18 protein-coding genes are annotated in these 22,200 nt (G+C 73.2%); 11 read left to right on the top strand and 7 right to left on the bottom strand.

What is annotated here, in order from left to right:
* Positions 1–437: 437 nt before the first annotated feature.
* Both ACIP82_RS02395 and ACIP82_RS02400 read right to left on the bottom strand, forming a co-directional pair.
* Complete coding sequence (locus ACIP82_RS02395; RefSeq protein ID WP_400649970.1) at positions 438–839, bottom strand: YbaK/EbsC family protein; 402 nt, start codon at positions 837–839, stop codon at positions 438–440.
* The gene (locus tag ACIP82_RS02400; RefSeq protein WP_363604437.1) at positions 836–2,620 is read right to left on the bottom strand and encodes a 2-isopropylmalate synthase; all 1,785 of its coding nucleotides are present in this window, start codon (positions 2,618–2,620) and stop codon (positions 836–838) included. Before ACIP82_RS02400 ends, ACIP82_RS02395 begins: the two co-directional genes overlap by 4 nt.
* Before the next feature lie 223 nt (positions 2,621–2,843).
* Here ACIP82_RS02400 and ACIP82_RS02405 point away from each other — a divergent pair, with 223 nt between their 5' ends.
* From ACIP82_RS02405 to ACIP82_RS02430, 6 genes are all read left to right on the top strand, one after another.
* Positions 2,844–3,536: a FadR/GntR family transcriptional regulator gene (locus ACIP82_RS02405; RefSeq protein WP_400650339.1), complete on the top strand. Its 693-nt coding sequence runs from the start codon at positions 2,844–2,846 to the stop codon at positions 3,534–3,536.
* A 403-nt stretch (positions 3,537–3,939) separates the two neighbouring features.
* Positions 3,940–7,116: a nitrate- and nitrite sensing domain-containing protein gene (locus ACIP82_RS02410; RefSeq protein WP_400649973.1), complete on the top strand. Its 3,177-nt coding sequence runs from the start codon at positions 3,940–3,942 to the stop codon at positions 7,114–7,116.
* Entirely contained in the window at positions 7,116–7,559 is a 444-nt protein-coding gene (locus ACIP82_RS02415) for a roadblock/LC7 domain-containing protein (protein WP_363604433.1), read from the top strand. The genes ACIP82_RS02410 and ACIP82_RS02415 overlap by 1 nt, the downstream gene beginning before the upstream one ends.
* A 7-nt stretch (positions 7,560–7,566) precedes the next feature.
* Complete coding sequence (locus tag ACIP82_RS02420) at positions 7,567–7,989, top strand: DUF742 domain-containing protein (protein ID WP_400649977.1); 423 nt, start codon at positions 7,567–7,569, stop codon at positions 7,987–7,989.
* Positions 7,990–7,992: 3 nt separating this feature from the next.
* Entirely contained in the window at positions 7,993–8,595 is a 603-nt protein-coding gene (locus tag ACIP82_RS02425) for an ATP/GTP-binding protein (RefSeq protein ID WP_363604431.1), read from the top strand.
* 73 nt (positions 8,596–8,668) lie between these two features.
* Positions 8,669–9,802, top strand: a complete 1,134-nt coding sequence (locus tag ACIP82_RS02430) for an FAD-dependent monooxygenase (protein ID WP_400649980.1) — start codon at positions 8,669–8,671, stop codon at positions 9,800–9,802.
* 101 nt (positions 9,803–9,903) lie between these two features.
* On the opposite strand, the gene ACIP82_RS02435 is transcribed toward ACIP82_RS02430, so the two are convergent.
* On the bottom strand, positions 9,904–10,662 hold the full coding sequence (locus ACIP82_RS02435) for a serine hydrolase (RefSeq protein WP_363604427.1): 759 nt from the start codon (positions 10,660–10,662) through the stop codon (positions 9,904–9,906).
* Between the two features lie 166 nt (positions 10,663–10,828).
* Between ACIP82_RS02435 and ACIP82_RS02440 the strand changes: the two genes are divergently transcribed.
* Positions 10,829–11,299: a PH domain-containing protein gene (locus ACIP82_RS02440; protein ID WP_363604425.1), complete on the top strand. Its 471-nt coding sequence runs from the start codon at positions 10,829–10,831 to the stop codon at positions 11,297–11,299.
* Between the two features lie 28 nt (positions 11,300–11,327).
* Here ACIP82_RS02440 and ACIP82_RS02445 read toward each other — a convergent pair whose 3' ends face one another.
* Positions 11,328–12,116 (bottom strand): leucyl/phenylalanyl-tRNA--protein transferase, encoded by a 789-nt coding sequence (locus ACIP82_RS02445; protein WP_400649983.1) that lies wholly within the window; start codon positions 12,114–12,116, stop codon positions 11,328–11,330.
* Between the two features lie 91 nt (positions 12,117–12,207).
* Positions 12,208–15,687, bottom strand: coding sequence for an amino acid adenylation domain-containing protein (locus ACIP82_RS02450; RefSeq protein ID WP_400649986.1), 3,480 nt, complete (start codon positions 15,685–15,687; stop codon positions 12,208–12,210).
* A 168-nt stretch (positions 15,688–15,855) separates the two neighbouring features.
* On the opposite strand from ACIP82_RS02450, the gene ACIP82_RS02455 reads away from it, so the two are divergent.
* From ACIP82_RS02455 to ACIP82_RS02470, 4 genes are all read left to right on the top strand, one after another.
* Positions 15,856–19,029, top strand: coding sequence for a putative bifunctional diguanylate cyclase/phosphodiesterase (locus tag ACIP82_RS02455; RefSeq protein WP_400649989.1), 3,174 nt, complete (start codon positions 15,856–15,858; stop codon positions 19,027–19,029).
* Between the two features lie 102 nt (positions 19,030–19,131).
* Positions 19,132–19,605, top strand: coding sequence for a hypothetical protein (locus ACIP82_RS02460; protein WP_363604417.1), 474 nt, complete (start codon positions 19,132–19,134; stop codon positions 19,603–19,605).
* Positions 19,602–19,955 (top strand): hypothetical protein, encoded by a 354-nt coding sequence (locus ACIP82_RS02465; RefSeq protein ID WP_363604416.1) that lies wholly within the window; start codon positions 19,602–19,604, stop codon positions 19,953–19,955. Before ACIP82_RS02460 ends, ACIP82_RS02465 begins: the two co-directional genes overlap by 4 nt.
* Before the next feature lie 74 nt (positions 19,956–20,029).
* Entirely contained in the window at positions 20,030–20,200 is a 171-nt protein-coding gene (locus ACIP82_RS02470) for a hydrophobic protein (RefSeq protein ID WP_363604414.1), read from the top strand.
* A gap of 250 nt (positions 20,201–20,450) precedes the next feature.
* On the opposite strand, the gene ACIP82_RS02475 is transcribed toward ACIP82_RS02470, so the two are convergent.
* Both ACIP82_RS02475 and ACIP82_RS02480 read right to left on the bottom strand, forming a co-directional pair.
* The gene (locus ACIP82_RS02475; RefSeq protein ID WP_400649993.1) at positions 20,451–20,834 is read right to left on the bottom strand and encodes a hypothetical protein; all 384 of its coding nucleotides are present in this window, start codon (positions 20,832–20,834) and stop codon (positions 20,451–20,453) included.
* On the bottom strand, positions 20,831–21,943 hold the full coding sequence (locus ACIP82_RS02480; protein ID WP_400649994.1) for a right-handed parallel beta-helix repeat-containing protein: 1,113 nt from the start codon (positions 21,941–21,943) through the stop codon (positions 20,831–20,833). The genes ACIP82_RS02475 and ACIP82_RS02480 overlap by 4 nt, the downstream gene beginning before the upstream one ends.
* Between the last annotated feature and the right edge of the window lie 257 nt (positions 21,944–22,200).

The following is a 22,200-nucleotide window of genomic DNA, read 5'->3' on the forward strand; positions in this document are numbered from 1 at the left end:
CCCGGTGCGCCTCGGCCCGCCCCTTGGTGTAGCAGTGGCGGCCGACACGGGAGGGCCGGTCCTCGGCATACGGACAACTCGACCGTCCCGAACCGGACATGTGCGCCCGCCCGGTGCGCCCCGGCGCCGTCGGCGCGCGCCCGCCGTGCGGCCTCGGCGGTTCCGCCCGGCCACCGTTCCGGGTCTGCCGGACGCCCCGGCCGGTCAGCCACTCCGAGCTGCGCGGATACCGAAGAAGGGCGCCCCGGAGGCAACTTGGCGGAAACCGGGGGTTCGGTCGGCGGCGGCCGGGGCGGTCACCCACCAGAATTCTGGGATGGCGTGCGGACGGGGCGGACGGCAGGATGCTCGCGTCCGGCAGCGACGCGGGCCCTCCCGGCTACGGGCGGCAGCCGGGAGGGCCCGCGCGGAACGGAACGAACCGGGGCCGGGCCCGCTCAGGCGTGCACCTCCGACGGTGTCCCGCCGGTGAGGCGCAGCAGTTCGTCGTACGTCATCGGCACGACCGTGTGCGGGTGGCCGGCGGCCGCCCAGAGGACGTCGTGCCCGGCGAGGGCGGTGTCCACGACGGTGCGCAGTCTGGCCGGGTGGCCGGTCGGGGCGACGCCGCCGATGGCCTGGCCGGTGGCGTCGCGGACCTGTTGGGCGGTGGCGCGTTCGATCGGGCCGGTGCCGAGCCGGTCGGCCAGGTAGGCGGTGTCGACGCGGTGGGCGCCGCTGGTCATGACCAGCAGGGGCGCCCCGTCGCACTGGAAGACCAGGCTGCCGGCGATGGCGCCGACCTCGCAGCCGAGGGCGGCGGCGACGGTCAGGCTGCGGGCGGGGAGACCGGCTGTCATCGGGCCGTCATCTCCCGGGCCCCCGCACGGCCGACGGCGCTCAGCACCGCCCGTACGCCCGCCGTGAGGACGGAGGTGTCGCGCCCGGCGCCCCACACCGCCTCCCCGGCGACCCGCGCCTCGACGTAGGCGACGGCGTCGCTGTCGGGGCCGGTGCGGACGGCGTGCTCGCTGAACTGCAGGATGTCCACGGCCGTCCCGGCCTCCCGCAGGGCCGCCGTGACGGCGTCCAGCGGGCCGTTGCCCTCGCCGCGCCAGGCCCGGCCGTCGAGGGTGACCTCCGCCCAGTGGCCGCCACCGCCTCCCTGCCCGGCACGCTCCCCCGTGCGCCACGAGGCCGCCGGCGCCGCGTCCAGGTACGTCGCCCGGAACAGCGCGTACAGCTCGTCGGCGCCGATCTCGCGGCCGCTGTCGTCCGTCGACTCCTGGACCACCCGGGAGAACTCGATCTGGAGCCGGCGGGGCAGGTCCAGTCCGTGTCCGGTCTGCAGCAGGTAGGCGATGCCGCCTTTGCCGGACTGGCTGTTGACCCGGATCACCGCCTCGTAGTCCCGCCCGAGGTCGGCCGGGTCGATCGGCAGGTAGGGCACGGCCCACGGCGCCTCGCCGGCCGGGACGCCCAGGTCGGCGGCCGTCTTGGCGTGGTGGGCCAGGCCCTTCCTGATGGCGTCCTGGTGGGTGCCGGAGAAGGCGGTGTGCACGAGGTCGCCGACGTAGGGGTGGCGTTCGTGGACGGGCAGGCGGTTGCAGTGTTCGACGGTGCGCCGGATCTCGTCGATGTCGGAGAAGTCGATCATCGGATCGACGCCCTGGGTGTGGAGGTTGAGCGCCAGGGTCACCAGGTCGACGTTGCCGGTCCGCTCGCCGTTGCCGAACAGGCAGCCCTCGACCCGCTGGGCGCCGGCCAGGACGGCGAGTTCGGCGCAGGCCACGCCGGTGCCGCGGTCGTTGTGCGGGTGGACGGAGAGGATCACCGCGTCGCGCCGGTCCAGGTGGCGGTGCATGTACTCGATCTGGTCGGCGTAGATGTTGGGCGTGGCGATCTCGACGGTGGCGGGCAGGTTGTGGATCACCGGCCGGTCGGGGTCGGCGTCCCACAGGGCGGTGAGGCCGTTGCAGATCTCCAGGACGTAGTCCGGTTCGGTCAGGTTGAACACCTCGGGCGAGAACTCGAAGCGCACGCCCGGGCGGCCTTCCGCCCGCCGGGCCAGGTGTTCGGCGGCCCCGGTGATCAGGGTGCGCAGCTCCTCGCGGCCGCGGCCGAGGACGACGTCCCGCCAGACCGGCGCGGTGGCGGTGTAGAGGTGGACGACGACCCGGGGCAGGCCCTCGACGGCCTCGAAGGTGCGGTCGATCAGGTCGGCGCGGGCGGCGGTGAAGACGACGACGGTGACGTCCGGCGGGACGGCGCCGGGCACGGTGGCCAGCTGCCGGACGAAGTCGAAGTCGGCGCGGCTGGCGGAGGGGTAGCCGACCTCGATCTCCTTGAAGCCCATGGCCAGGAAGAGGTCGAACATCCGCTGCTTGCGTGCCGGGTCCATCGGCTCGGCGAGCGCCTGGTTGCCGTCGCGCAGGTCGACGGGCACCCAGAGCGGGGCGTGCTCGATCCGCCGGCCCGGCCACTCCCGGGGCCGGTCGGCGGGCCGGCCGCCGGGCAACTGGACGCGCTCGTGTGCCGGGCGGTAGCGGTGGTGCGGCATGGCGCTGCCGCGCTGCGGGTTCCAGGCGGGGGCGGTGGCCGGGACGGGGCCGGCGGGGGTGCGGAGGGTGGGGAATCGCATGGGTCTCGTGAGTCCTTCACGACGGGGTGCGGCACCCGGGCGGCGACGGTGCGGTCGCGTCGGCCGGGTGCGGCACCGGAGGACGACCGGCAGCACGGCGCCCCGCAGCGGGGTGCCGGTCCGGTCAGACCCCGCTGCGGCCACCAAGAAGGAGACTCCACGGCTTCATGCGGGGTACAGTAACCACGAACCAAGTCCTCAGACAACCTGGCAGGTGAACGCGATGTCCCCGCTCGGCCCCCTCCGCCCCTCCCCCCTGGTCGATCAGGCGACCCGGCGGATCGAGGAGCAGATCGCGGCCGGGCACTGGCCCGTCGGCGGCAAGCTGCCCGGCGAGGTGACGCTGGCGAAGGAGCTGGGTGTCGGCCGCTCGACCGTCCGGGAGGCCCTGCGCGCGCTGGCGGGGGCCGGCATGGTGCAGAGCCGCCAGGGCGCCGGGGTGTTCGTGACGGCGGACCGGCCGAGCGAGGACTGGTCGGCGCGGCTGCGCAGGGCGGAGCTGGCGCACGTCTACGAGGTCCGCACGGTGGTCGAGGTGCAGGCGGCCCGGCTGGCCGCCGTGCGCCGCACCGAGGCGGACCTGGCCGCGATGGACGAGGCGCTGACGGCCCGCCTGGCGGCGGGCGAGGGGGACGACGCCGCCTTCGTGACGGCGGACATCGCGCTGCACACGGCGGTGGTCGCGGCCGCGCACAACCCGGTCCTTTCCGACCTTTTCGCGGAGTTCGTCCCGGTTCTGAAGGAGCGTCTGGTCGAGCTGGTCGGGCTGCTGGAGCTACGCAAGGGCGATCCGAACCACGGCCACCCGGCGCACGCCGAACTGGTCGAGGCCGTACGCCGGGGCGACGCGGAGGGCGCCGGGCAGGGGCTGGCGGCCGAGCTGGAGGCCACCCGCGCCCGCCTGCTCGCGGCCTGACCGGGCGGACACTCCGGTCCTGCGCGCGCGGGCACCTTCACCCCTCCCGCTCGGGCACAGCAGGCCCGCCCTCCGCGGGCACGGTGGGCCGCCGCCCTCGGGCGCGGCAGGCCCGCCCCATCCCCGCACGGAGGGCCCACCGCCCACGGATTCGGCGGGCGCGACGACCCGCCGCCCACAGGCTCGGCAGGCCCGCTCCTTACGGCTGCGGACGGCCCGCTCCCCGCGGGCACACACTCTCCGCATCTGCCGCCCCCACCGCCCCCACCTGCACTGACGTCGGGTCATCAGCCATCACAAGGATGCTTCGACCACCAACCGTCAACCGACCGGTGACGTTGTGTTCAGGCGGTGTGCGGCCACCGTCCAGGCGGCGAACGAGTTTTCACTCCCATCACACCGTATGACTAGTATCGCTTCGTCAAAGCCCGTGCCCCCCGGACGGTTCGGCCCGGAAGGGTCGGCCGCCAGTCCCAAGGAGTCAGCTCTGCGCGCGCGTGCGAATCGGCGGCCCCCGACGCCGAAGGCCCCCCGCAGGCGTCCGCGCCTGTCACTGCGGACGGCTCTGCTCGTCCTGGCCATCGTCCCCAGCCTCTCCCTCGTCGCCCTCTGGGCCGGGACCAGTGGCGAGACCTTCCTCGACTTCCAGCGCCAGGCGGCCCAGGGCCTGCTGGCACAGAAGGCCGGGAAGCCCTCCAACATCGTCTACTACAACCTCCAGGAGGAGCGCAGGCTCAGCGCCGAGGCGCTCGCCCGGCCCGGCAGCGTCACCGACGCGCTGCGCCGCCAGCGCGCGCTGACCGACGACGCCGTGCGCCAGTTCCAGGCGCTCTCCGGCGAGACCGCCGACAGCGCGCCCGCCGAGGTGCTCAGCGCCGTCACCGAGGCGCGCCAGGCGATGGGCAAGCTGGCCGAGCAGCGCGCCGCGGTCGACCGCGCCGCCACCGACCAGCAGACGGTCTTCACGTACTACACCGACCTGATCGCCGTGGACCTGCGGCTGTTCACCGCGCTCAGCCACGTCGACAACGGCGAGGTCACCTGGATCTCCAAGACCCTGGTGAACGCCTTCTGGGCCAAGGAGATGCTGGCCCGCGAGGATGCCATCCTGGCCCGCGGCTGGCCGTCCGGGCGGCTGAGCGTCGCCGACTACCAGCAGGTCCAGCAGTCCATCGGCGCGCAGCAGCACCTGTTCGGCGTGCAGGTCGTGCCGTACATCCCCGCCGGTGAGGACCAGGCCTGGCAGGAGCTGATGAACAGCCCCGCCTGGCAGGCCAAGGACACCGTCGAGCAGGCCCTGACCAAGCCGACCACGCCGGAGTCCGGCGGGACGGTCAGACTCCCCGCGTCGCAGGACCAGTGGCGCCAGGCCCTGGACCAGCTCAACCCGCAGCTGGTGAAGGCGATCGAGGCCCGCACCGACGGCATCGTCGAGGTCGGCAAGGACTCCTTCCTCTCGCTGCTCACCAAGGTCGTGCTGACCAGCCTCATCGGCCTGGTCGCGGTCATCGCGGTGATCCTGACCACCTGGCGCCTGACCCGGTCGCTGCGCCGCCGCATCCAGGAGCTGCACACCCAGGCGCAGGAGCTGGAGCGCACCCTCCCCGAGGTGGTGGAGCGTCTGTCGCGCGGCGAGCAGGTGGACGTCGAGGCCGAGACCCACGCCATCACCGCCGGCCCGCACGGCAACGGCACCGACGAGCTGGCCCGCCTCGGCCATGCGCTCAACCTGGCCCGGACCTCCGCGCTGGAGACCTCCGTCCGGCAGGCCGAGCAGCACCGCGGCTTCGAACGGCTGCTGCAGCGCATCGCCCGCCGCACCCAGCTGCTGATCGGTCAGCAGCTCCGCAAGCTGGACGAGCTGGAGCGCAAGCACGAGGACCCGGAGGTCCTGGAGGGCCTCTTCGACCTCGACCACCTCACCGCCCGTCTGCGGCGCTACGAGGAGAACCTGGTCATCCTCGCCGGCGGCCAGCCGCAGCGGCGCTGGCGCAAGCCCGTCCCGCTGCTGGACGTGCTGCGCGCCGCGCAGAGCGAGGTGCAGGACTACCGGCGGATCATGCTGGACGTGGAGGGCCACCCGTGGCTCTCCGAGCGGGCCGTCGGCTCGGTCGCGCACGTGATCGCCGAGCTGATGGAGAACGCGGCGACCTTCTCCAAGCCGCCCACGCCGGTGGAGGTCCGGGCCGCCATGGTCGGCCGCGGCCTCGCGGTGGAGATCGAGGACCGCGGGCTCGGCATGGACCCCGAGCAGTACGACGCGGCCAACGAGCTGATGAGCAGTCCGCCCCGGATGGACGTGCTGGCCCGGGCGGACGACATCCGCCTCGGCTTCTACGTGGTCGCGCGGCTGGCCGCCAACACCGGGCTGCGGATCGAGTTCCGGCCGTCGGCCTTCGGCGGCACCCGGGTGGTCGTACTCGTCCCGGAGGAACTGGTGATCGACGGCGACGCCGGGCTGCCGGACGCGACGCCCGTCGAGCCGATCCCGCTCGCCCGGCGCTCGCGCAAGGCGGCGCTCACCGCGCTGACCGCGGCGAGCGAGCCCGCGGACGGCCCGGACCACGCGGCCGGCATCGCCGACCTGGACGACCTGAACGACCTGAACGGCTCGGACGGCCTGGACGATCTGAACAACCAGAACAGCCTGAACGGCCTGGACGACGAGACCGTGCAGGCCCTGCTGCCCGGCTCGGCGCCGACCCCCGTCGAGGCGTTCGCGCACGTCGAGTACATCCAGCCGCTGGAGACCGACCAGCCGGTCGAGCACAGCTCCCCGGCGGACGGCACGGCCGCGCACGGTTTCCCGGGCTTCCAGCCGTCCGGCGCCTCCGCCCACGGCGGCCCCGGGTACGGCATGGAGCAGCACGGCGCGCAGTCGTACGGCTCGGCCCAGACCGGGTACGGCGACCACACCACCCCGGGGTACGGCACCCCCCGGTACAGCGCGACGGGGTACGACTCCCCGACGTACGACAACCCGGCGTACGACAACCCCGCCCACGGCTCCGCGGCCCACGGCTCCGCGGCGTACGACAAGCAGGGGTACGACACCCCCGCCTACCCGGACATCGCCTACGCCACGGTGACGCCGGCCGAGGCCCCGTACGCCGACGAGCAGTACCGCCCGGCCGACCACTACCGGCTCGCCGAGCGCCGCGAGTACGCCTCCTCGGTGCCGGTCAGCGAGCCCACCGGCGAGCAGCCGCCGCTGCCGCAGCGTGTCCGCCAGGCCAGCCTGGCCGCCGAGCTGCGGGTGCCGCCGCGGCCCGACGCCCCCGGCGCGCCGGGCGGCTTCGGTGCGGCCGCCGAGCAGCCGCACCGGCAGGACGGGCCCCCGAGGACGGGCCCGCGCCCGGTGCGCCGCTCGGGCGCCGCGATCGGCGCCTTCCAGCGCCAGTCCCGCGCCGCCCGCGGCCAGGACGGTGACCAGGACTCCGGGCAGCACCGGCTGCCCGCCGCCACCGCACACCCGGCGTCCCCCACCGCAGCCGCCGGTCCCCCGACTCCCGCGTCGGGCCCGTCCCCCTGGGCCCTCCCCGCCGCGGATTCCCGAACCACTAGGACGGATGACCAGTGATGAACCGTACGATCGCCACCCACCAGGACCTGGACTGGCTGCTGGACGGACTCGTCGACTCGGTGCCCGGAACCAGGAACGCCGTCCTGCTCTCCGACGACGGCCTGGTCGTCAGCCACTCCCGGAGCATCGACCGGGCCGACGCCGAGCGCCTGGCGGCCGTCGCCACCGGCCAGCAGAGCCTCGCCCGGGGTGTCGGCGCCCTGTTCGACGGCGGTCCGGTGCACCAGGTGATCGTCGAGCTGGCCGAGGTCTGGCTGTTCATCATCGCCGCCGCCCAGGGCACCCACCTGGCCGTGATCGCCTCCCAGGAGGTGGACGCCGAGGTGATGTCGGTGGCCATGCACACCCTGGTGCAGCAGGTCGGCCAGAAGATGAGCACCCCCGCGCGCAGCGAGTTCGACGCGTTCGCCGCCCGCAGCACACACGCCGGCCGCGGGTGATCGCGCGGTGAGGCCCCACTGGAGCGAGGTGTCCGACGAGGACGAGGACGACGGCTCGGGATCGATGGTGCGCCCGTACACCATCACCCGCGGCCGCACCGCGCCCGAGCGCGACAACCTCACACTGATCACGGTGCTGACCACGGTCGAGGAGGAGGCCCGCGTGGCCCTGGCCCGGGGTTCCCGGTCCGGGCCGCGCAACCTCCAGCCCGAGCACCGGATGATCCTGAACCAGTGCCGCCGTCCGGCCGCCGTCGCCGAGGTGGCGGCCGGGCTGGACCTGCCGGTCTCGGTCACCAAGATCCTCTTGGACGACCTGATCTCCCAGGGCCTGCTGCTGGCCCGGGCGCCGCTCTCGGTGGCCCGGGCGAGCGGGGGCGTTGACCTCGGTCTGCTGACGGCCGTACGCGAAGGACTCCGGAGACTCTGAACCATGGCACCAACCGCACCAACCCCGCCCGCTCCCCCCGCCGCGCCCGCCGCCGTGAAGATCCTGATCGCGGGCGGCTTCGGCGTCGGCAAGACCACCCTGGTCGGCTCGGTCAGCGAGGTCGCGCCGCTGCGCACCGAGGAGTTGCTCACCCGCGCGAGCGTGGGGGTGGACGACCTGTCCGGCGTGGACAGCAAGAACACCACCACCGTCGCCCTGGACTTCGGCCGGATCACCGTCAACGCGGACCTCGTCGTCTACCTGTTCGGCACGCCCGGGCAGGAGCGCTTCTGGTTCATGTGGAACGACCTGGTGAACGGCGCGCTCGGCGGGATCGTCATCGCCGACACCCGCCGGCTGGACACCAGCTTCGCCTCGATCGACTTCTTCGAGAGCCGCGGCATCCCGTTCGTGGTGGCGATCAACTGCTTCCACGCGCACAACACCCGGACGCCGGACGAGATCCGGGCCGCCCTCGACCTCGACCCGCAGGTGCCGATGCTGCTCGGCGACGTGCGGGAGCGCTCGTTCGGCCGGGATCTGCTGCTGGCCCTGGTCGACCACCTGATGGACCTCTCCGCCGTCCGGGCCGCGCCCGTCGGCTGACCGGCCCCGCGCCCTCCCTCCCCTGTTTCCCGCACCGACGTTCCTGTACCGACCTCCCCGGGAGAACCCCGTCATGACCTCACCCCTGCGCGTACTGATCCACGGCGGCGGCATCGGCGGCCTGACCCTGGCCACCGCCCTCGCCCGGCGCGGCCACCAGGTCGACGTGGCCGAGCTGCGCGACGAGCTGGAGGCGCTCGGCGTCGGCATCATCCAGCCGTCCAACGCGCTGCACGTGATGCGCGAGATCGGCGTGCTGGACGCGTGCCTGGCGGCCGGCTTCGAGTGGGAGGTGCTGACCATCTGCGACCCGGCCGGCACCACGCTCGCCAAGATCCCGCAGCCCCGGATGGGCGACGCCCCCTCCAACAACGGCATCCCGCGGCCCGCCCTGGCCAGGGTGCTGAGCGCCGCCGCCACCGCGGCCGGCGCGTCCGTGCGCTTCGGCGCCACGATCGCCGAACTCGCCGACGACGGCCAGGGCGTGGACGTCACCCTGACCGACGGCCACAGCGGCCGGTACGACCTGGTGGTCGGCTTCGACGGCATCGGCTCGCCGCTGCGCAAGCGCCTGTACGGAGACGCGTACGCGCCCGAGTACACCGGCTTCGCCAACTGGCGGGTGACGCTGCCGCGTTCGCCCGAGGTGCAGGGTGTGGTGATGTCCACCGGGAACCTGAAGGCGAAGGCGCTGCTCACCCCGATCACCGAGGAACTGATGTACCTGGGCTCGGTGTTCGCCGAGGCCGAGGACTTCCGCCCGGACCCGGAGCGCGCCCACGAGCAGCTGGCCGAGCGGCTGGCCGGCTTCGGCGGCCCGGTCGCCGAGGCGCTGACCCTGGTCACCGACCCGTCGGCGGTGGTCTACTCGCGCATCTCGCAGGTCACGGTGGAGGAGCCGTGGCACGTCGGCCGGGTGGTCCTGGCCGGTGACGCCGCGCACGCCAGCACCCCGCACCTCGCCCAGGGCGCGGCCATGGCGGTCGAGGACGCGCTGGTGCTGGCCGAGAGCCTGGACGCCACCGAGGACGTGTCCGCGGCGCTCGCCGCCTGGGAGGAGCGCCGCCGCCCGCGTGCGATGTGGGTGCAGGCGATGTCGCGGGCCGTCCTCAAGCAGGAGACCGGCACGCCGACCACCCCGGAGGAGGACGAGCTGCTGAAGGTCGGTATCCCGGGCGCCGCGCACGTCCTGGTCAAGCCGTACTGACGGCCGCCGTCCGGCCGTTCGTCTCGACCCCGCACGGGCCGCTGCCCGCGCGGGGTCGCGCGCGTCCGGGGCCGGGCCGGAACGGCGGCCGGCCAGGCCGCCTACCGGGCGATCTCCCGGCGCCGTTCCCAGACCGCCGCCGAGATCCGGGCCAGCAGCCGGGCCGCCGGATCCGCCGCCGTCTCGTCCTCGCCCGAGGCCAGCGGCCCGGTGTAGCAGACGGCGAGCAGGTACGGCGGGCAGTCCCCGGGGTGGACGAGGCCGACACCGTGCCGGACCCCGGGGGACCACCCGTTCTTGAACGCGATCCTCGTCCCCGGCGGCAGCCCGGCCGCCAGGTCCACCCGGAACGCGTTGCGCTCCAGCAGCGCCAGCAGCTCCGGCTCCCCCGCCAGCGAGCGCAGCAGCCGCACCAGGTCCAGCGCGCTCACCCGGTTGTGCACGCCCTGGTCACGTGCCGGGTAGTCCTCGATCCCGCGCGGGCTGGCACTGCGGGTGGCGCCCGCGCGGCGCCAGACCTCGGCGACCGCCGGGTGCCCGACCCGGGCGAGGCAGAGGTTGGTGGCGAGGTTGGAGGAGTGGGTGATCATCCGCTCGGCGAGCAGCCGCAGCGGTGCCGTCCCGCCGAGCAGCGCCCACGGCTCCGGATCGCTGTCCCAGCCGGGGTCGTTGGCGAACTCGCCGCCCGCCACGGAGACGAAGCGGTTCACCACCGGCACCTCGGCGTCCAGGTCGGCCCCGCTCCGGTGCAGCGCCGCGAGCACGGCCACCTTCATCGTGCTCGCCGCGTCGTGCGGTTCGTCGGGAGCCCGGACGAACACCGGCTCCCCTTCCCAGGGCGCCACCACCACAGACAACATGCCCGGCTGATTGCCCGGCCCCACCCCGGGCAAACCTCACCGAGCGTGGCGGCGAAATTGACGTACCGTCACATCCGGTCCTCCTCAAGCCTATCGGCGGGCACCCCGAAGCCCTTACACTGCGGAACCGGTCGATTACCGGGGATGACCTTCGTCAGGGGGCGGCATGAGTTCCGAACAGCTTCGGCTTCCGCACGAGTACCGGGTGGCCACCATGCGGATCGGGGGCTTCGCGTTCACCATCCTGCTGGCCTCCGGCGGCGCGCTGGTACCGCTCTGGGCCGACCAGGAGTTCGCCTCCTCGACGAAGACCGCCGGCACGCTGATCATCCTGGGCCTGCTGTTCCTGCTGATCATCTCGGCCGCGCGCGCCGCGACCCTGGTCACCGAGGAGGGCGTCCGGGTCCGCGGCATCGTCCGCCGGCGCCGGCTCGCCTGGGCGGACATCAAGGAGTTCCGCAAGGTGCCGAACCCCAACTCGGGCCTCGGCAAGGGCGCGCCGGACTTCTTCACCTACGCGTACCCGCACAGAGGCAAGGGGATCCTGCTGCCGTTCGTCGACGACAAGCACGTCAACGTGGACCACGAGGTGGCCAGGCTGCTCGGTCTGCTGGAGGAGCGGCGCGGGGAGGGCTGAGCCGCCGGGCCGGGCAGCCGGCCCGTCCTCACCCCAGCCGGGCCGCCGGGAGCGGTCCGGCCGGCAGCGGGCGCGGTGCGGGTGGCCCGGCCAGCTCCGCGAGATAACGGGCCCGGGGCATCGGGACGGCGCCGAGACTGCGGACGTGCGGGCTGTCCCACTGGGCGTCCAGCAGCCGGCCGCCCGCGGCGGCGAAGCGGGCCGCGAGATCGGCGACGGCGACCCTGGCGGCACCGGAGCGGCGGTGGAACATCGAGTCGAGGCTGAGGACGGGGCCCGCGGCGACACCGAAGACACCGCCGATCAGCTCCCCGCCCTCCCACACCTCCGCGCTGTGCGCCGCGCCGCGCTCGTGCAGCCCTACCAGCGCGGCCCGCAACTCACGTGTGAGCCAGGCCGGTCGGCGGCCTTCGGCGCAGCCGGCGAGGACGGACTCGAACGCCCGGTCCGCGCTGGTCCACCAGTCCAGGCCGTTCCGCAACCGCCGGGCGAACCGGCTCCCGAGCCGCACGCCGTCCGGCGCGATCACCGGCCGCGGATCGGGGGACCACCACGCGAGCGCGTACGGATCCGCGCCGACGCCTCCCCCGCCCCCGGTGGCGGGCAGCAGCGCCACCTCCCCCGCCGCCACGGCGTCTTCGAACCGGGCCTCGTTGAAGGCGATCGTGTAGTCGTCGACGGCCGGCAGCGGGAAGAGCCCGTGCCGGTAGGCGTCGAACAGCACCTCGGCGTCCAGCCCCGCCCCGAACGCGGCCGGCCCGCCGGTCGGCGCCCGCGCCACGTCCAGCCCCGCGAACACCTCGCTCATCTCGCTCATCCGGCCGCCCCCGCACGCCCGTTCACCACGGCATCACCCGTTCACCGCCGTACCCGTTCACCGCCGCGACCGCCGCACCCGCCGCGATCGCTCACCGCCGGACCGCCCGGGCCGGCGGAAGGAGGAAGCCCTCCACCGTCAGCCGTCGCAGGTAGTGGTCGATCAGCTCCTCGTCCACCGGCGGCAGCTCGATGCCGCTGCCGGCCAGCGCCCGCTCCGTGTTGGACCGGTCGAAGAGCGGGAACGTCGGCCGGAAGTACATTTCACTGATGGAGAGTTCGGTCCCCGGGCCGCGGTCGACGAAGAGCGGGACGAACGGGGTCATCGGGTGGGTCGGGTGGCCCGCCGCGAAGCGGACCAGGCCCCGCACCCAGTCCCCGTACGGGACTTCGTCCACCGCGTACCCGTGCGCCCGCAGGCGCTCCGCGAGGTCCGCCGGATCGGCCGGGAGCGGCGAGGTCACGTGGTACACCTCGCCCTCCGCCGGGGCGTGGGCGGCGATGTGGGCGACGGCGCGGCCGAAGCGGTCGGCCGGGACGAAGTCGAGCGGCAACCGGACGTCCGGGCAACTCCCGGTGTCCGCGATGTACTTGATCAGCGCGCAGATCTCCGTCCCGGTGTTCATCACACCCGTCGCGAGGTCCCCCGTGACGTCGTTGGTGCGCAGCACGGTGACCGGCAGCCCGGCCGCCGCCGCGTTGTGCAGCACCTGCTCCGCGACCCACTTGCTCTGCACGTAGCCGACCGCCAGCCGGTCGGGGTGGGCGAGCGGCGTCCGTTCGGAGACCTCGCCGACGCCCGCCGCGCCGAACCCGGCCAGGACGGCGAGGGTGGACAGATAGTGGACGGGGATGCCACGCGTGTGGCCGGCCAGCCGGACGATCTCGCGGGTGCCGCCCACGTTGGGAGCGCGCAGCTGGCGGTAGGGGTAGATGAAGTTGACCTGGCCGCCGAGGTGGTGGATGGCGTCCAGACTCTGGGCCAGGCGCTCGAAGCGGCTCCTCGTCAGGCCCAGGAGCGGTTCGGCGAGGTCGCCGACCAGCGGGACGACCCTCGGGTCCGCGAGGTCGTGCCGCAGGAAGCGCTGCTGCGCGGCGCGGATGCGTTCCAGCGCGTGCTCCTCGTCGGGTGCGCGGACCAGGCAGTGCACGCGGGCCCGGGTGGTGTGCAGCAGGGTGTTCAGCAGGTGGGCGCCGCAGAATCCGGTGGCACCGGTGAGCAGGATCTCGGCCGGCTCGGCACGGGAGGGCGCGGGCTGCCAGGACTGCCGGACGGGAACGCCGAGTTCGGCCTCCGCCGCCCAGTCGACGGCCGCCTCGCCGAAGCCGTCGCGGCCGGAGCGCGCCCGCCGGGTGGCGGCGGCGAAGGCGCGCAGGGTGGCGTCGTGCAGCAGGGCGCGGGCGAGGAAGCGGATCCGGGTGACGTCGATGCCGAACATGATGCGGGCCCGGGCCAGCATCTCCATGGCGAGCAGCGAGTTGCCGCCGAGGACGAAGAAGTCGTCCGCCGGGCCGACGTCCTCGACGCCGAGCAGTTCGGACCAGAGCGGGGCGACCGCGGTCTCGATGGCGGCGGTCTCGCGGTCCCGGTCGCTCCCGCCGTTCCCGCCGCGGCGGCCGGCGATGCCGCCCCACCCGTCCTCCCCCCGCCGCTGCCGCAGTCCGCCGCCGGTCAGCCGGCGGCGGTCGATCTTCCCGGCGGCGGTCAGCGGCATGCTTTCCAGCAGGACGAACTCGGCGGGGACCATGAAGTCCGGCAGCCGGTCGGCCAGGTACGCGCGGATCCGGTCGCGCCGCGCGCGGGAGCCGGAGCCGTCCCGGTCGGCGAGCGTGTAGTAGGCGGTGAGGACGTACGCGCCGTCCGTGTGCCGGTCGGCGGCGACCCTCGCCAGCCGGACCTCGGGGTGGGCGGCGAGCACCGACTCGACCTCGGCCGGGTCGACCCGGTAGCCGCGGACCTTCACCTGGTCGTCGGAGCGGCCGAGGATCTCCAGCCCGCCGTCGGGGCGCCAGCGGCCGGTGTCGCCGGTGCGGTACATCCGCTCGCCGGGGACGGGCGCGTACGGGTCGGGCAGGAAGGACTCGGCGGTGAGGACGGGCGACCGCCAGTAGCCGCGGGCGAGGCCGGGCCCGCCGAGGTGGATCTCGCCCTTCTCACCGGGGCGCACCGGCCTGAGCCGGGCGTCCAGCACCCGCGCCCGGACGCCCGGCAGCGGTCTGCCGATCGGGACGGGCGCGGCGCCCGTCCCTGCGGCCCCGTCGGCGTCGTCGAGGACGGCCGGGGTGACCTCGTAGAGCAGGGAGGTGACGGCCGCCTCGGTCACGCCGTAGGCGTTGACCAGCCGGACACCCGGCAGCCGGTCCAGGCACCTGCGGCAGTCGTCGGCGTGCACGGTGTCGCCGCCGACCACGAGCAGCCGCAGGCCCTCCGGGGCCGGCCCGCCCTCGGGGAGCAGTTCCAGCACCTGGTGCCAGTAGGCGGGGGTGAGGTCGGCGACGGTCAGCCCCAGGGTGCCCATCCGGTGGACGAGTTCGGTGGGCGCCCAGGTCCGGACCCCGCCCAGGACGAGGGTGGCGCCGCTGAGCAGGGTCGCGAACACCTGCTCCAGGGAGGTGTCGAAGCCGAGCGCGGCGAGTTGCAGCACCCGGTCGCGCGGGGTGAGACCGTACGCGTTGATCACCCGGTCCAGGGTGAAGACCAGTGAACGGTGGGTGACCGCAACGCCCTTGGGGGTGCCGGTGGTACCCGAGGTGTGGATCAGGTAGGCGAGGTCGTCGGGCACCGCCTCGTCGACGAACGGGACGGCGTGCGGGACGGCGTGCGGGACCGCGCTGGCACCGGGGTCCACCGGGGCCGCCGCCGTGTCCACCGAGAGCACCTCCGCCCCCGCGAAGCCGCCCCGCCCCCCGTTCCGGCCGAACGCGCCCGCCTCCGCCACCACGACGTCCGCCCCGCAGTCCTCGACGAGTCGCGCGAGCCGCCGGCGCGGGTGCGCCGGGTCCAGGGGCAGGAACGCCCCGCCGGCCTTCAGTACCCCCAGCCAGGCCGTCACCAGGCCCGTCCCGCGTTCCAGACAGACCGGCACCACCCGCTCCGCGCCGACGCCCCGGGCCCGCAGCGCGCCGGCCAGCCGGTCGCTGCGCAGGTCCAGTTCGCGGTAGCTCAGCGCGCCGTCCTCGGCGAGCACCGCGACCGCGTCCGGGTCGTGGGCGGCCCGCGCGCGGAACAGCCCGTGCACGGTGTCCGCGAACCCGGCCCGCACCGGCCCGCCACCGCCCCGCCCGGGAAGCCCGGGCCCGTCACGCCGCCCGCCGAACCGCGCCTCGCGCTCCACGTACGCGCGGCAGTCGGCGCGCCCGGCCGGCCCGAACACGCTTCGCCAACCGCCGGGGACCGTTGAGTCACCGGGCCAGATCGCATACTGACCGTTGTTGTTGCAAAGCACGGCGTGACGACCGGAATTCACATCCGTTCGTGCGCCCTCTGCGCTGTCTGGTGCCTCATCCACCGGCTTGACCTCGTGCTGTGGCGGCAGAATGCTGGGAGGTGCGACATTTCTGACTATACGCACCCACCGCTCGACTCGAACGCCCAACCGTCTTTCCGGCGCCTTTCCACCGCCGTTCAGCCGGACGTTCCCCCGGGCCGTTCCCCTATGCCTCTACCCACTCCCGAACCCGCCCTCACCCGAAGTCCCCCGCCCGCTCGGCGGGGTGAAGTCGCGGAGGAGGTAGCCTCGTTGACACGCCGGCGACAGCGCCTGACGGCCTGCTACCTGCTGTGGATGGTGCTGCTCACCGGCATCTACTACACCAACCCCTCCCAGCGGATCATCTGGTGGACGGGCATCGGCCTCAGCGGCGTCGTGGCCATCGTGGTCGGCGTCCGCCTCAACCGCCCCTCGCACGCACGGTTCTGGTACCTGCTGGCCCTCGCCAACCTCAGCTTCACCGCGGGCGAGGTGGTGCAGGTGATCCAGCTGCAGTTCCTGCGGCTGGGATACCCGTTCCCCTCCGTCGCCGACATCTTCTACCTCGCCGAGTACCTGCTGTACGCCGCAGGCGTGCTGGGCTTCATCCGCTGGCGGACGGCCCATCAGGACCGCGCCAGCCTGCTCGACGCCCTCATCCTCACCATGGGCCTGGCCCTGCTCTCCTGGATCTACCTGATCCTCCCCTACACCCGCAACCCCGACCTCACCTGGATCCAGCGGGCCACCTCGATCGCCTACCCGCTGGGCGACGTGGTGGTCCTCGCCCTGCTGCTGCGGCTGCTGGTGCCACGCGGCGGCACCAGCCGCGCCCTCCAGCTGCTCACCGTCGGCACCGTCGGCATGCTGGTCTCCGACGTGCTGTACGGACTGACCCAGCTGCACGGCGGCTGGCACATCGGCACGCCCGTGGACCTCGGCTGGGCCGCCTTCTACACCGCGTGGGGCGCGGCCGCCCTGCATCCGTCCATGGTCCAGCTGACCAGACCCGTCCCCAGCCAGCAGCCCGACATCAGCGCCGGCCGGCTCGCCCTGCTCACCTTCGCCGCGCTGATCGCCCCGGCCATCCTGATCATCGAGGCGATCCACGGCAACACCAGCAACGCCGGGGTCATCGGCGCGTTCTCCGCCGTCCTCTACCTGCTGGTGCTGGCCCGGCTCGCCGTGGTGGTCCACGCCCGGCGGCAGGCCATCGCCCGCGAACGCGCGCTGCGCGAGGCCGGCGCCTCACTGACCGCCGCCGTCACCGTCGAGGAGGTCGCGGACGCCGTCCAGACCGCCGCCTCCACCCTGATGCCCGCCGAGGCCGGGCACGTCGCGCTGCTCGCGGTCACCGAGGCGGGCGTGCTGCACGTCCGGCACGCCGAGCGCGGCGCCACCCGGCACGCCCCCTTCGCCCCGCCCGCCGCCCCCGGCTCCGACGAGGTGCTGGCCCTCGCCGCCTACCGCGAGACCCGGTTACTCGCCGTCGACGACATCGGCGCCGACCTCTCGGCCCGCTTCGGCGGGATGCCGTACGCCCTGCTCTGCCCGCTCACCCTGGCCGAACGCCCCTCCGGCGACCCGCTGATCGGCGCGCTCATCGTCACCGGCACCGAGCACGAGCTCGCCAGCCTCTGGGGCTCGCTGGAGATCCTGGCCGCCCAGGCGGCGCTGGCCGTCGAACGCGTCATGCTGAGCCAGGAGATCAACCTCCGCAACAGCGAGGCCTACTTCCGCACCCTGGTCCAGAGCACCAGCGACGTCATCCTGATCCTCAACGCCGACGACGGCGTCCGGTACGCCAGTTCGTCCGCCGAGCAGGTCCTCGGCTACCCCAGCCTGGACGGCACCCTGATCACCGACCTCGTCCCGCCCGAGGACAGCCGCGCCGTCGACCACGCGCTCGCCCGGATGCGCGGGCAGGACGGCGCCGACGGGCGGGAGCAGCGGCGCGAGCACTGGCGCCTGCTGCGCCACGACCGCACCCCGATCGAGGCCGAGGTGCGCTGCAACGACCTGCGCGCCGACCCGACCGTCGGCGGCCTGGTGCTCACCCTGCGCGACGTCACCGAACAGCGCCAGATGGAGCGCGAGCTCACCCACCGGGCCTTCCACGACTCGCTGACCGGTCTCGCCAACCGCGTCCTCTTCCAGGACCGGCTCGGGCACGCCCTCTCCCGCGGCGAGCGCACCGGCGCGGTCATCGGCGTGCTCTTCGTCGACCTGGACGACTTCAAGGTGGTCAACGACACCCAGGGGCACGCGGTCGGCGACGAACTGCTGGTCGCCGTCTCCCTGCGGGTCTCCACCGCGCTGCGCACCTCCGACACGGCGGCCCGCCTCGGTGGCGACGAGTTCGCGGTGCTGGTGGAGGACGCGCTGCGCCCGGAGGACGTCGGGGTGATCGCGGACACCGTGCTGGCGGCCTTCGCGGAGCCGTTCAAGCTGAGCGCGGGCGCCGTCCGGGTGACCGCCAGCGTCGGCGTGGCGACCACCGAGGACAGCGTGGACGCGGCCGAGCTGCTCACCCACGCGGACCTGGCGCTCTACTCGGCGAAGGCGGCCGGCAAGCGGCAGTGGTGCCACTACCGGCCCGCCTTACAGACCGGCCTGGTCGAGCGGCACGAGCTGAACGAGAACCTGGACACGGCGATCGCCGAGTCCGCCTTCACTCTGTACTACCAGCCGATCGTCGATCTGGCGACGGGCGGCCTGGTCGCCTTCGAGGCCCTGGTCCGCTGGCCGCACACCCGCCGCGGCATGATCCTGCCGGACGAGTTCATCGCCCTCGCCGAGGAGAGCGGCCAGATCGTCCCGCTCGGCGCCTGGGTCCTGGAGCACGCGGCCCAGGAGGTGGCCGCCTGGCAGCGGACCAGCTCCGACCGGCGGCTCGCCGATGGCCTCCCCCCGCTACGGGTCAACGTCAACGTCTCGGCGCGCCAGTTCCGCGACGCGGGCTTCGTGGACGTGGTGCGCGGCGCCCTCCGGACCTCCGGGATCGACCCCCACTCGCTGGTGCTGGAGCTCACCGAGTCCGTCCTGATGCGCCGCGACGAGCGCATCAGGACCGACATGCGCACCCTGACCGACCTGGGCGTGGGCATCGCGATCGACGACTTCGGCACCGGCTACTCCTCGCTGAGCTACCTGCGGGAGTTCCCGATCTCCGTCCTGAAGATCGACAAGTCCTTCATCGACGGCCTCGGAGCGTCCCCGCAGCAGTACGCCCTGGTCAAGGGCATCACCCGGATCGCCGACACCCTGGACGTCCAGGTCATCGCCGAGGGCATCGAGAACGCCGACCAGCGCGACCTGCTCGCCGCCATGGGCTGCCCCCTCGGCCAGGGCTACCTCTTCGCCCGCCCCCTGACCTCCGCCCAGGCCCGCACCCTCATCCTGGCCGACACCGGCCTGACACCATCCCGCCAGGACACCACGTGACCGACCGCGACGCCCCAACGGCGTCGAGCGAACACCCGCGCGTACGGGAACAGGCCGCGGTCGCCCACCCCGGCGACCGACATCCGAGCTACTGTGGATGTCATGCCTGCGGCCTACGAGGACGTGCCCTTCAGCGAGCTGCTCCACCATCCCGCCGCGACCACGCGCAGGCTGGACGCCGTCCGCGCGCTACGGCTGCGGCGGCGCGACGCGGGAGACCTCGCCCTGATGCGCGTCGACCAGATGGAGCGGGACGCCTCGGTCGTGGACTTCACCTCGCGCCTGCTGGCCGGGCTGGTGCGGACGGAGAACATCGCCGCCCTCCGCCAGGCACTGCCCGAAGCCCTGCCGTGGAGCACCTTCCTGCCCACCGAGGACATCGACACCCTGCTCTCCGAGCTGGTGGACACGGCGCGCGGCGCGGTGGCCCTGGACAACCTGGCCCCGATCGCGCTCCTGCTCACTCAGTGGCGACACAGTGCCGAGATCTACGCGGACCCCGCCCTGCTCGCCCTCCTCACCCGCGAGCCCGACGGCGACCTCGGGCCGGTCCCCGTGCCCGAGGTCGCAGAGTGAGCCCGAAGCGCGGAGAGCGGGCCGCGCCGCCGCCGATCGGCGGCGAGTACGACCTCCGTTTCGCCAACACCGAGGCCGCCGACGGCTGGGAACACCTGGGCCGCCAGGCAGCGGGCAACCTGCGTCGTGCCTTCGAGAAGATCCGTGCCACTCCCCGCGCCGCCGACAACCCCGACCGTCAGCACCGCCTCAAGGGCAAGCTCGGTACCGGCATCTTCAAGGGCCAGGAACTGGAACGCCGGCAGTACGAGGTCACCGGCGGCGGACGCATCCGGTACCTGCTGGACGACGCCAACCGCACTGCCTGGATCACTTACGCGGGAACTGGCCATCCCAAGGCCACGGACTGAGCTTCTCCAAACCGCGCCCGTCCGCATGATCCGTACCCGAACCGGGAAGGTGCCGGTTCGGAAGGTGATCCGTCATGATTGCTCTGCTGCTCGCTCTTCTCGTCATCGTGCTGATCGCCGGCATCGGGTTCTCGATCCACCTGCTGTGGTGGGTGGCGCTCGCCGGCCTGGTGGTGTGGTTCCTCGGCTTCTTCGTCCACGGCGCCTCCGGCCGCGGTGGCAACGCTCGCTGGTATCGCTGGTGACCGCCTGTCGTTGCCGATGACCCGGAGTGCGAACCCACCTGGCCGCCGCGCCGACCGGCCGGGAAGCAGCGCGCGCCCCGGGCCGGACGTCCGGCACGGGGCGCGAGGTGAGCGGCCTACGGAGCGGGGTTCCCCCGGCCGTCAGGCCTGTTCCCGGCCGTCGGGTCCCTCCTCGGCGGAGGACCCTTCGCGGGGTGCCGCCCTGTGCGGGGGCTTGTGGTGCTCGCCGACGACGATGGCCCTGGCGGGCTCACTGACGACCTGGTGACCCTGCGGGTCGGTTCCCCGTCGCCACCGCCACGTCGGTGACGGCGCAGCCCTTGCCATCGCCGCCGCCCTTGGTGTTCTTGCACGCTTCGGCGTCGGCCTTGGTGATCGTGTACGTGCCGTGGCAGGTGGTGCCGGACCCGGGCGCCAGCGTGGTCGCGTCACAGGTGACGCTGGTGACGCGGTCGTCGTTGACCAGCACGCCGTGCAGCTCGGTGCTGCCGGCGTTGGTGACGGTGCAGGAGTACCGCACCGTCTTCCCGACCGTGTACGGACCGGGCGTGACGACGCGCTTCTTCAGCGTGATCGAGCCCGTGACCTCGAAGTTCAGGCAGACCGTCTCGTGGTCGATCGTGGCGCAGATCAACTCGGGCCGGGGCTGCCCGGCCGGCCCGGTGGTGGTGTTCTGCGTGATCGTGGCACCGGAGCTGGGTGTCGTCTGGCCGCGCAGGGTGAAGCCGATGGCATCGTGACCGGAGTCGATGATGCGGTTGTCGCGCATGGTGATGCCACTGGTGTTGGAGAGATCTCCACGCCGAAGCGGCCGGTGAACGTTCCGGTCCGCTCGATGGTGTTGTCCTCGATGGTGATATTCGTGTTCGTCACCGCGGCGAACCCGGTGAAGAGCAGGATGCCGCCGTGGGTCTTGTCGGCGATCACGTTGTGCGTGATCGCGATGTTGTGGCAGGCGCCGGACACCTGCACACCGCTGAAGCCGCCGATCATGCTGTTCCGCGTGACGACGACGTCCGAGACGGCGACGAAGACGACCGGGAACTCGCCGTCCATACTGTTGTCGTTGATGGCGATGTTCTTTGTCGCCCCGGGGACTTCACCCCCGGCGATATTGATCGGCGAGTTGCCGTTGTCCTGGAATTTGTTGTTCGAGAACGTCGCGTTCGCCAGCGGCCGGAAGGTGAAGACCCCGTCGCCCTGCGCTCCGGGGTGGAGTGTGGAGCTGTTGTTGTTGAAGAAGAGATTCTGCTGGAAGACCGAGGCGATCGCACCGTTGGACGACGGGGCGAATCCCTTGAGGTTGTTCGAGAAGATGTTGTTCTTGACCTGGTAGCCGCTGAAGTTCTCGCTGGTGCTCACCCCCGCGCCGTCGGCGTTGCCGGTGAAGGTGAAACCGTCGATCGACACCCCGTTGGCCTGCGCGATCCACATGTCCTCCTGGATCGGGGTGTTGAGCGTGGTCGTGATGACCGTCTCACCCGGACCGCCGGGGGTGCGGGTGCGGGCGTCCACGCCGGCCCGGGCGCCTTCGAAATGCAGAGCGGCCTTCCGGATGACCAAAGGGGTGGTCATGACACAGGTGCCTGCCTGCACCCTGACGGTGTCCCCGGGGGCGGCCTCGTTGTAGGCGAACGGAACCGATGCGCAAGGCGCGGCGACCGGGCCGCACCCCGGCGCGTCGGCCCCGGTGGTCGCGACGTTGATGACGGTCGCGGCGGCGGCCGGGGGTTCGATCCCCACCCGGGTCACCCCCTGCGGGTGACCCGGCTGTACGGCACGGCGATCGACGTCAACGGCTGACGCGTCGGCTCGCCCGGCTCGCCCGGCCGACGACGGGAGGCCGAATGGCCGGCGGAAATCCGGAGGCTTTCCGGAGCGGTTGCAAAAATTGACTAACACCGCGTGATGGCCGTGTCAGCGCGTCACCAAACCATGGAGCCGGCACGTCGGCCCGGGATCGAGAAATGCCCGCAGGCGGGTTGCATCTCACGCGGCCT

It is taken from the genome of Kitasatospora sp. NPDC088548, from assembly GCF_044753005.1.
Taxonomy (GTDB): Bacteria; Actinomycetota; Actinomycetes; order Streptomycetales; family Streptomycetaceae; genus Kitasatospora.

Coding starts and splice junctions, on each gene's coding strand:
- ACIP82_RS02405 (WP_400650339.1), top strand. CDS start 2,844: ATGTCCCCGCTCGGCCCCCTCCGCCCCTCCCCCCTGGTCGATCAGGCG.
- ACIP82_RS02425 (WP_363604431.1), top strand. CDS start 7,993: ATGGCACCAACCGCACCAACCCCGCCCGCTCCCCCCGCCGCGCCCGCC.
- ACIP82_RS02460 (WP_363604417.1), top strand. CDS start 19,132: ATGCCTGCGGCCTACGAGGACGTGCCCTTCAGCGAGCTGCTCCACCAT.
- ACIP82_RS02445 (WP_400649983.1), bottom strand. CDS start 12,116: ATGAGCGAGATGAGCGAGGTGTTCGCGGGGCTGGACGTGGCGCGGGCG.
- ACIP82_RS02410 (WP_400649973.1), top strand. CDS start 3,940: ATGACTAGTATCGCTTCGTCAAAGCCCGTGCCCCCCGGACGGTTCGGC.
- ACIP82_RS02395 (WP_400649970.1), bottom strand. CDS start 839: ATGACAGCCGGTCTCCCCGCCCGCAGCCTGACCGTCGCCGCCGCCCTC.
- ACIP82_RS02435 (WP_363604427.1), bottom strand. CDS start 10,662: ATGTTGTCTGTGGTGGTGGCGCCCTGGGAAGGGGAGCCGGTGTTCGTC.
- ACIP82_RS02440 (WP_363604425.1), top strand. CDS start 10,829: ATGAGTTCCGAACAGCTTCGGCTTCCGCACGAGTACCGGGTGGCCACC.
- ACIP82_RS02415 (WP_363604433.1), top strand. CDS start 7,116: ATGAACCGTACGATCGCCACCCACCAGGACCTGGACTGGCTGCTGGAC.
- ACIP82_RS02470 (WP_363604414.1), top strand. CDS start 20,030: ATGATTGCTCTGCTGCTCGCTCTTCTCGTCATCGTGCTGATCGCCGGC.
- ACIP82_RS02400 (WP_363604437.1), bottom strand. CDS start 2,620: ATGCGATTCCCCACCCTCCGCACCCCCGCCGGCCCCGTCCCGGCCACC.
- ACIP82_RS02430 (WP_400649980.1), top strand. CDS start 8,669: ATGACCTCACCCCTGCGCGTACTGATCCACGGCGGCGGCATCGGCGGC.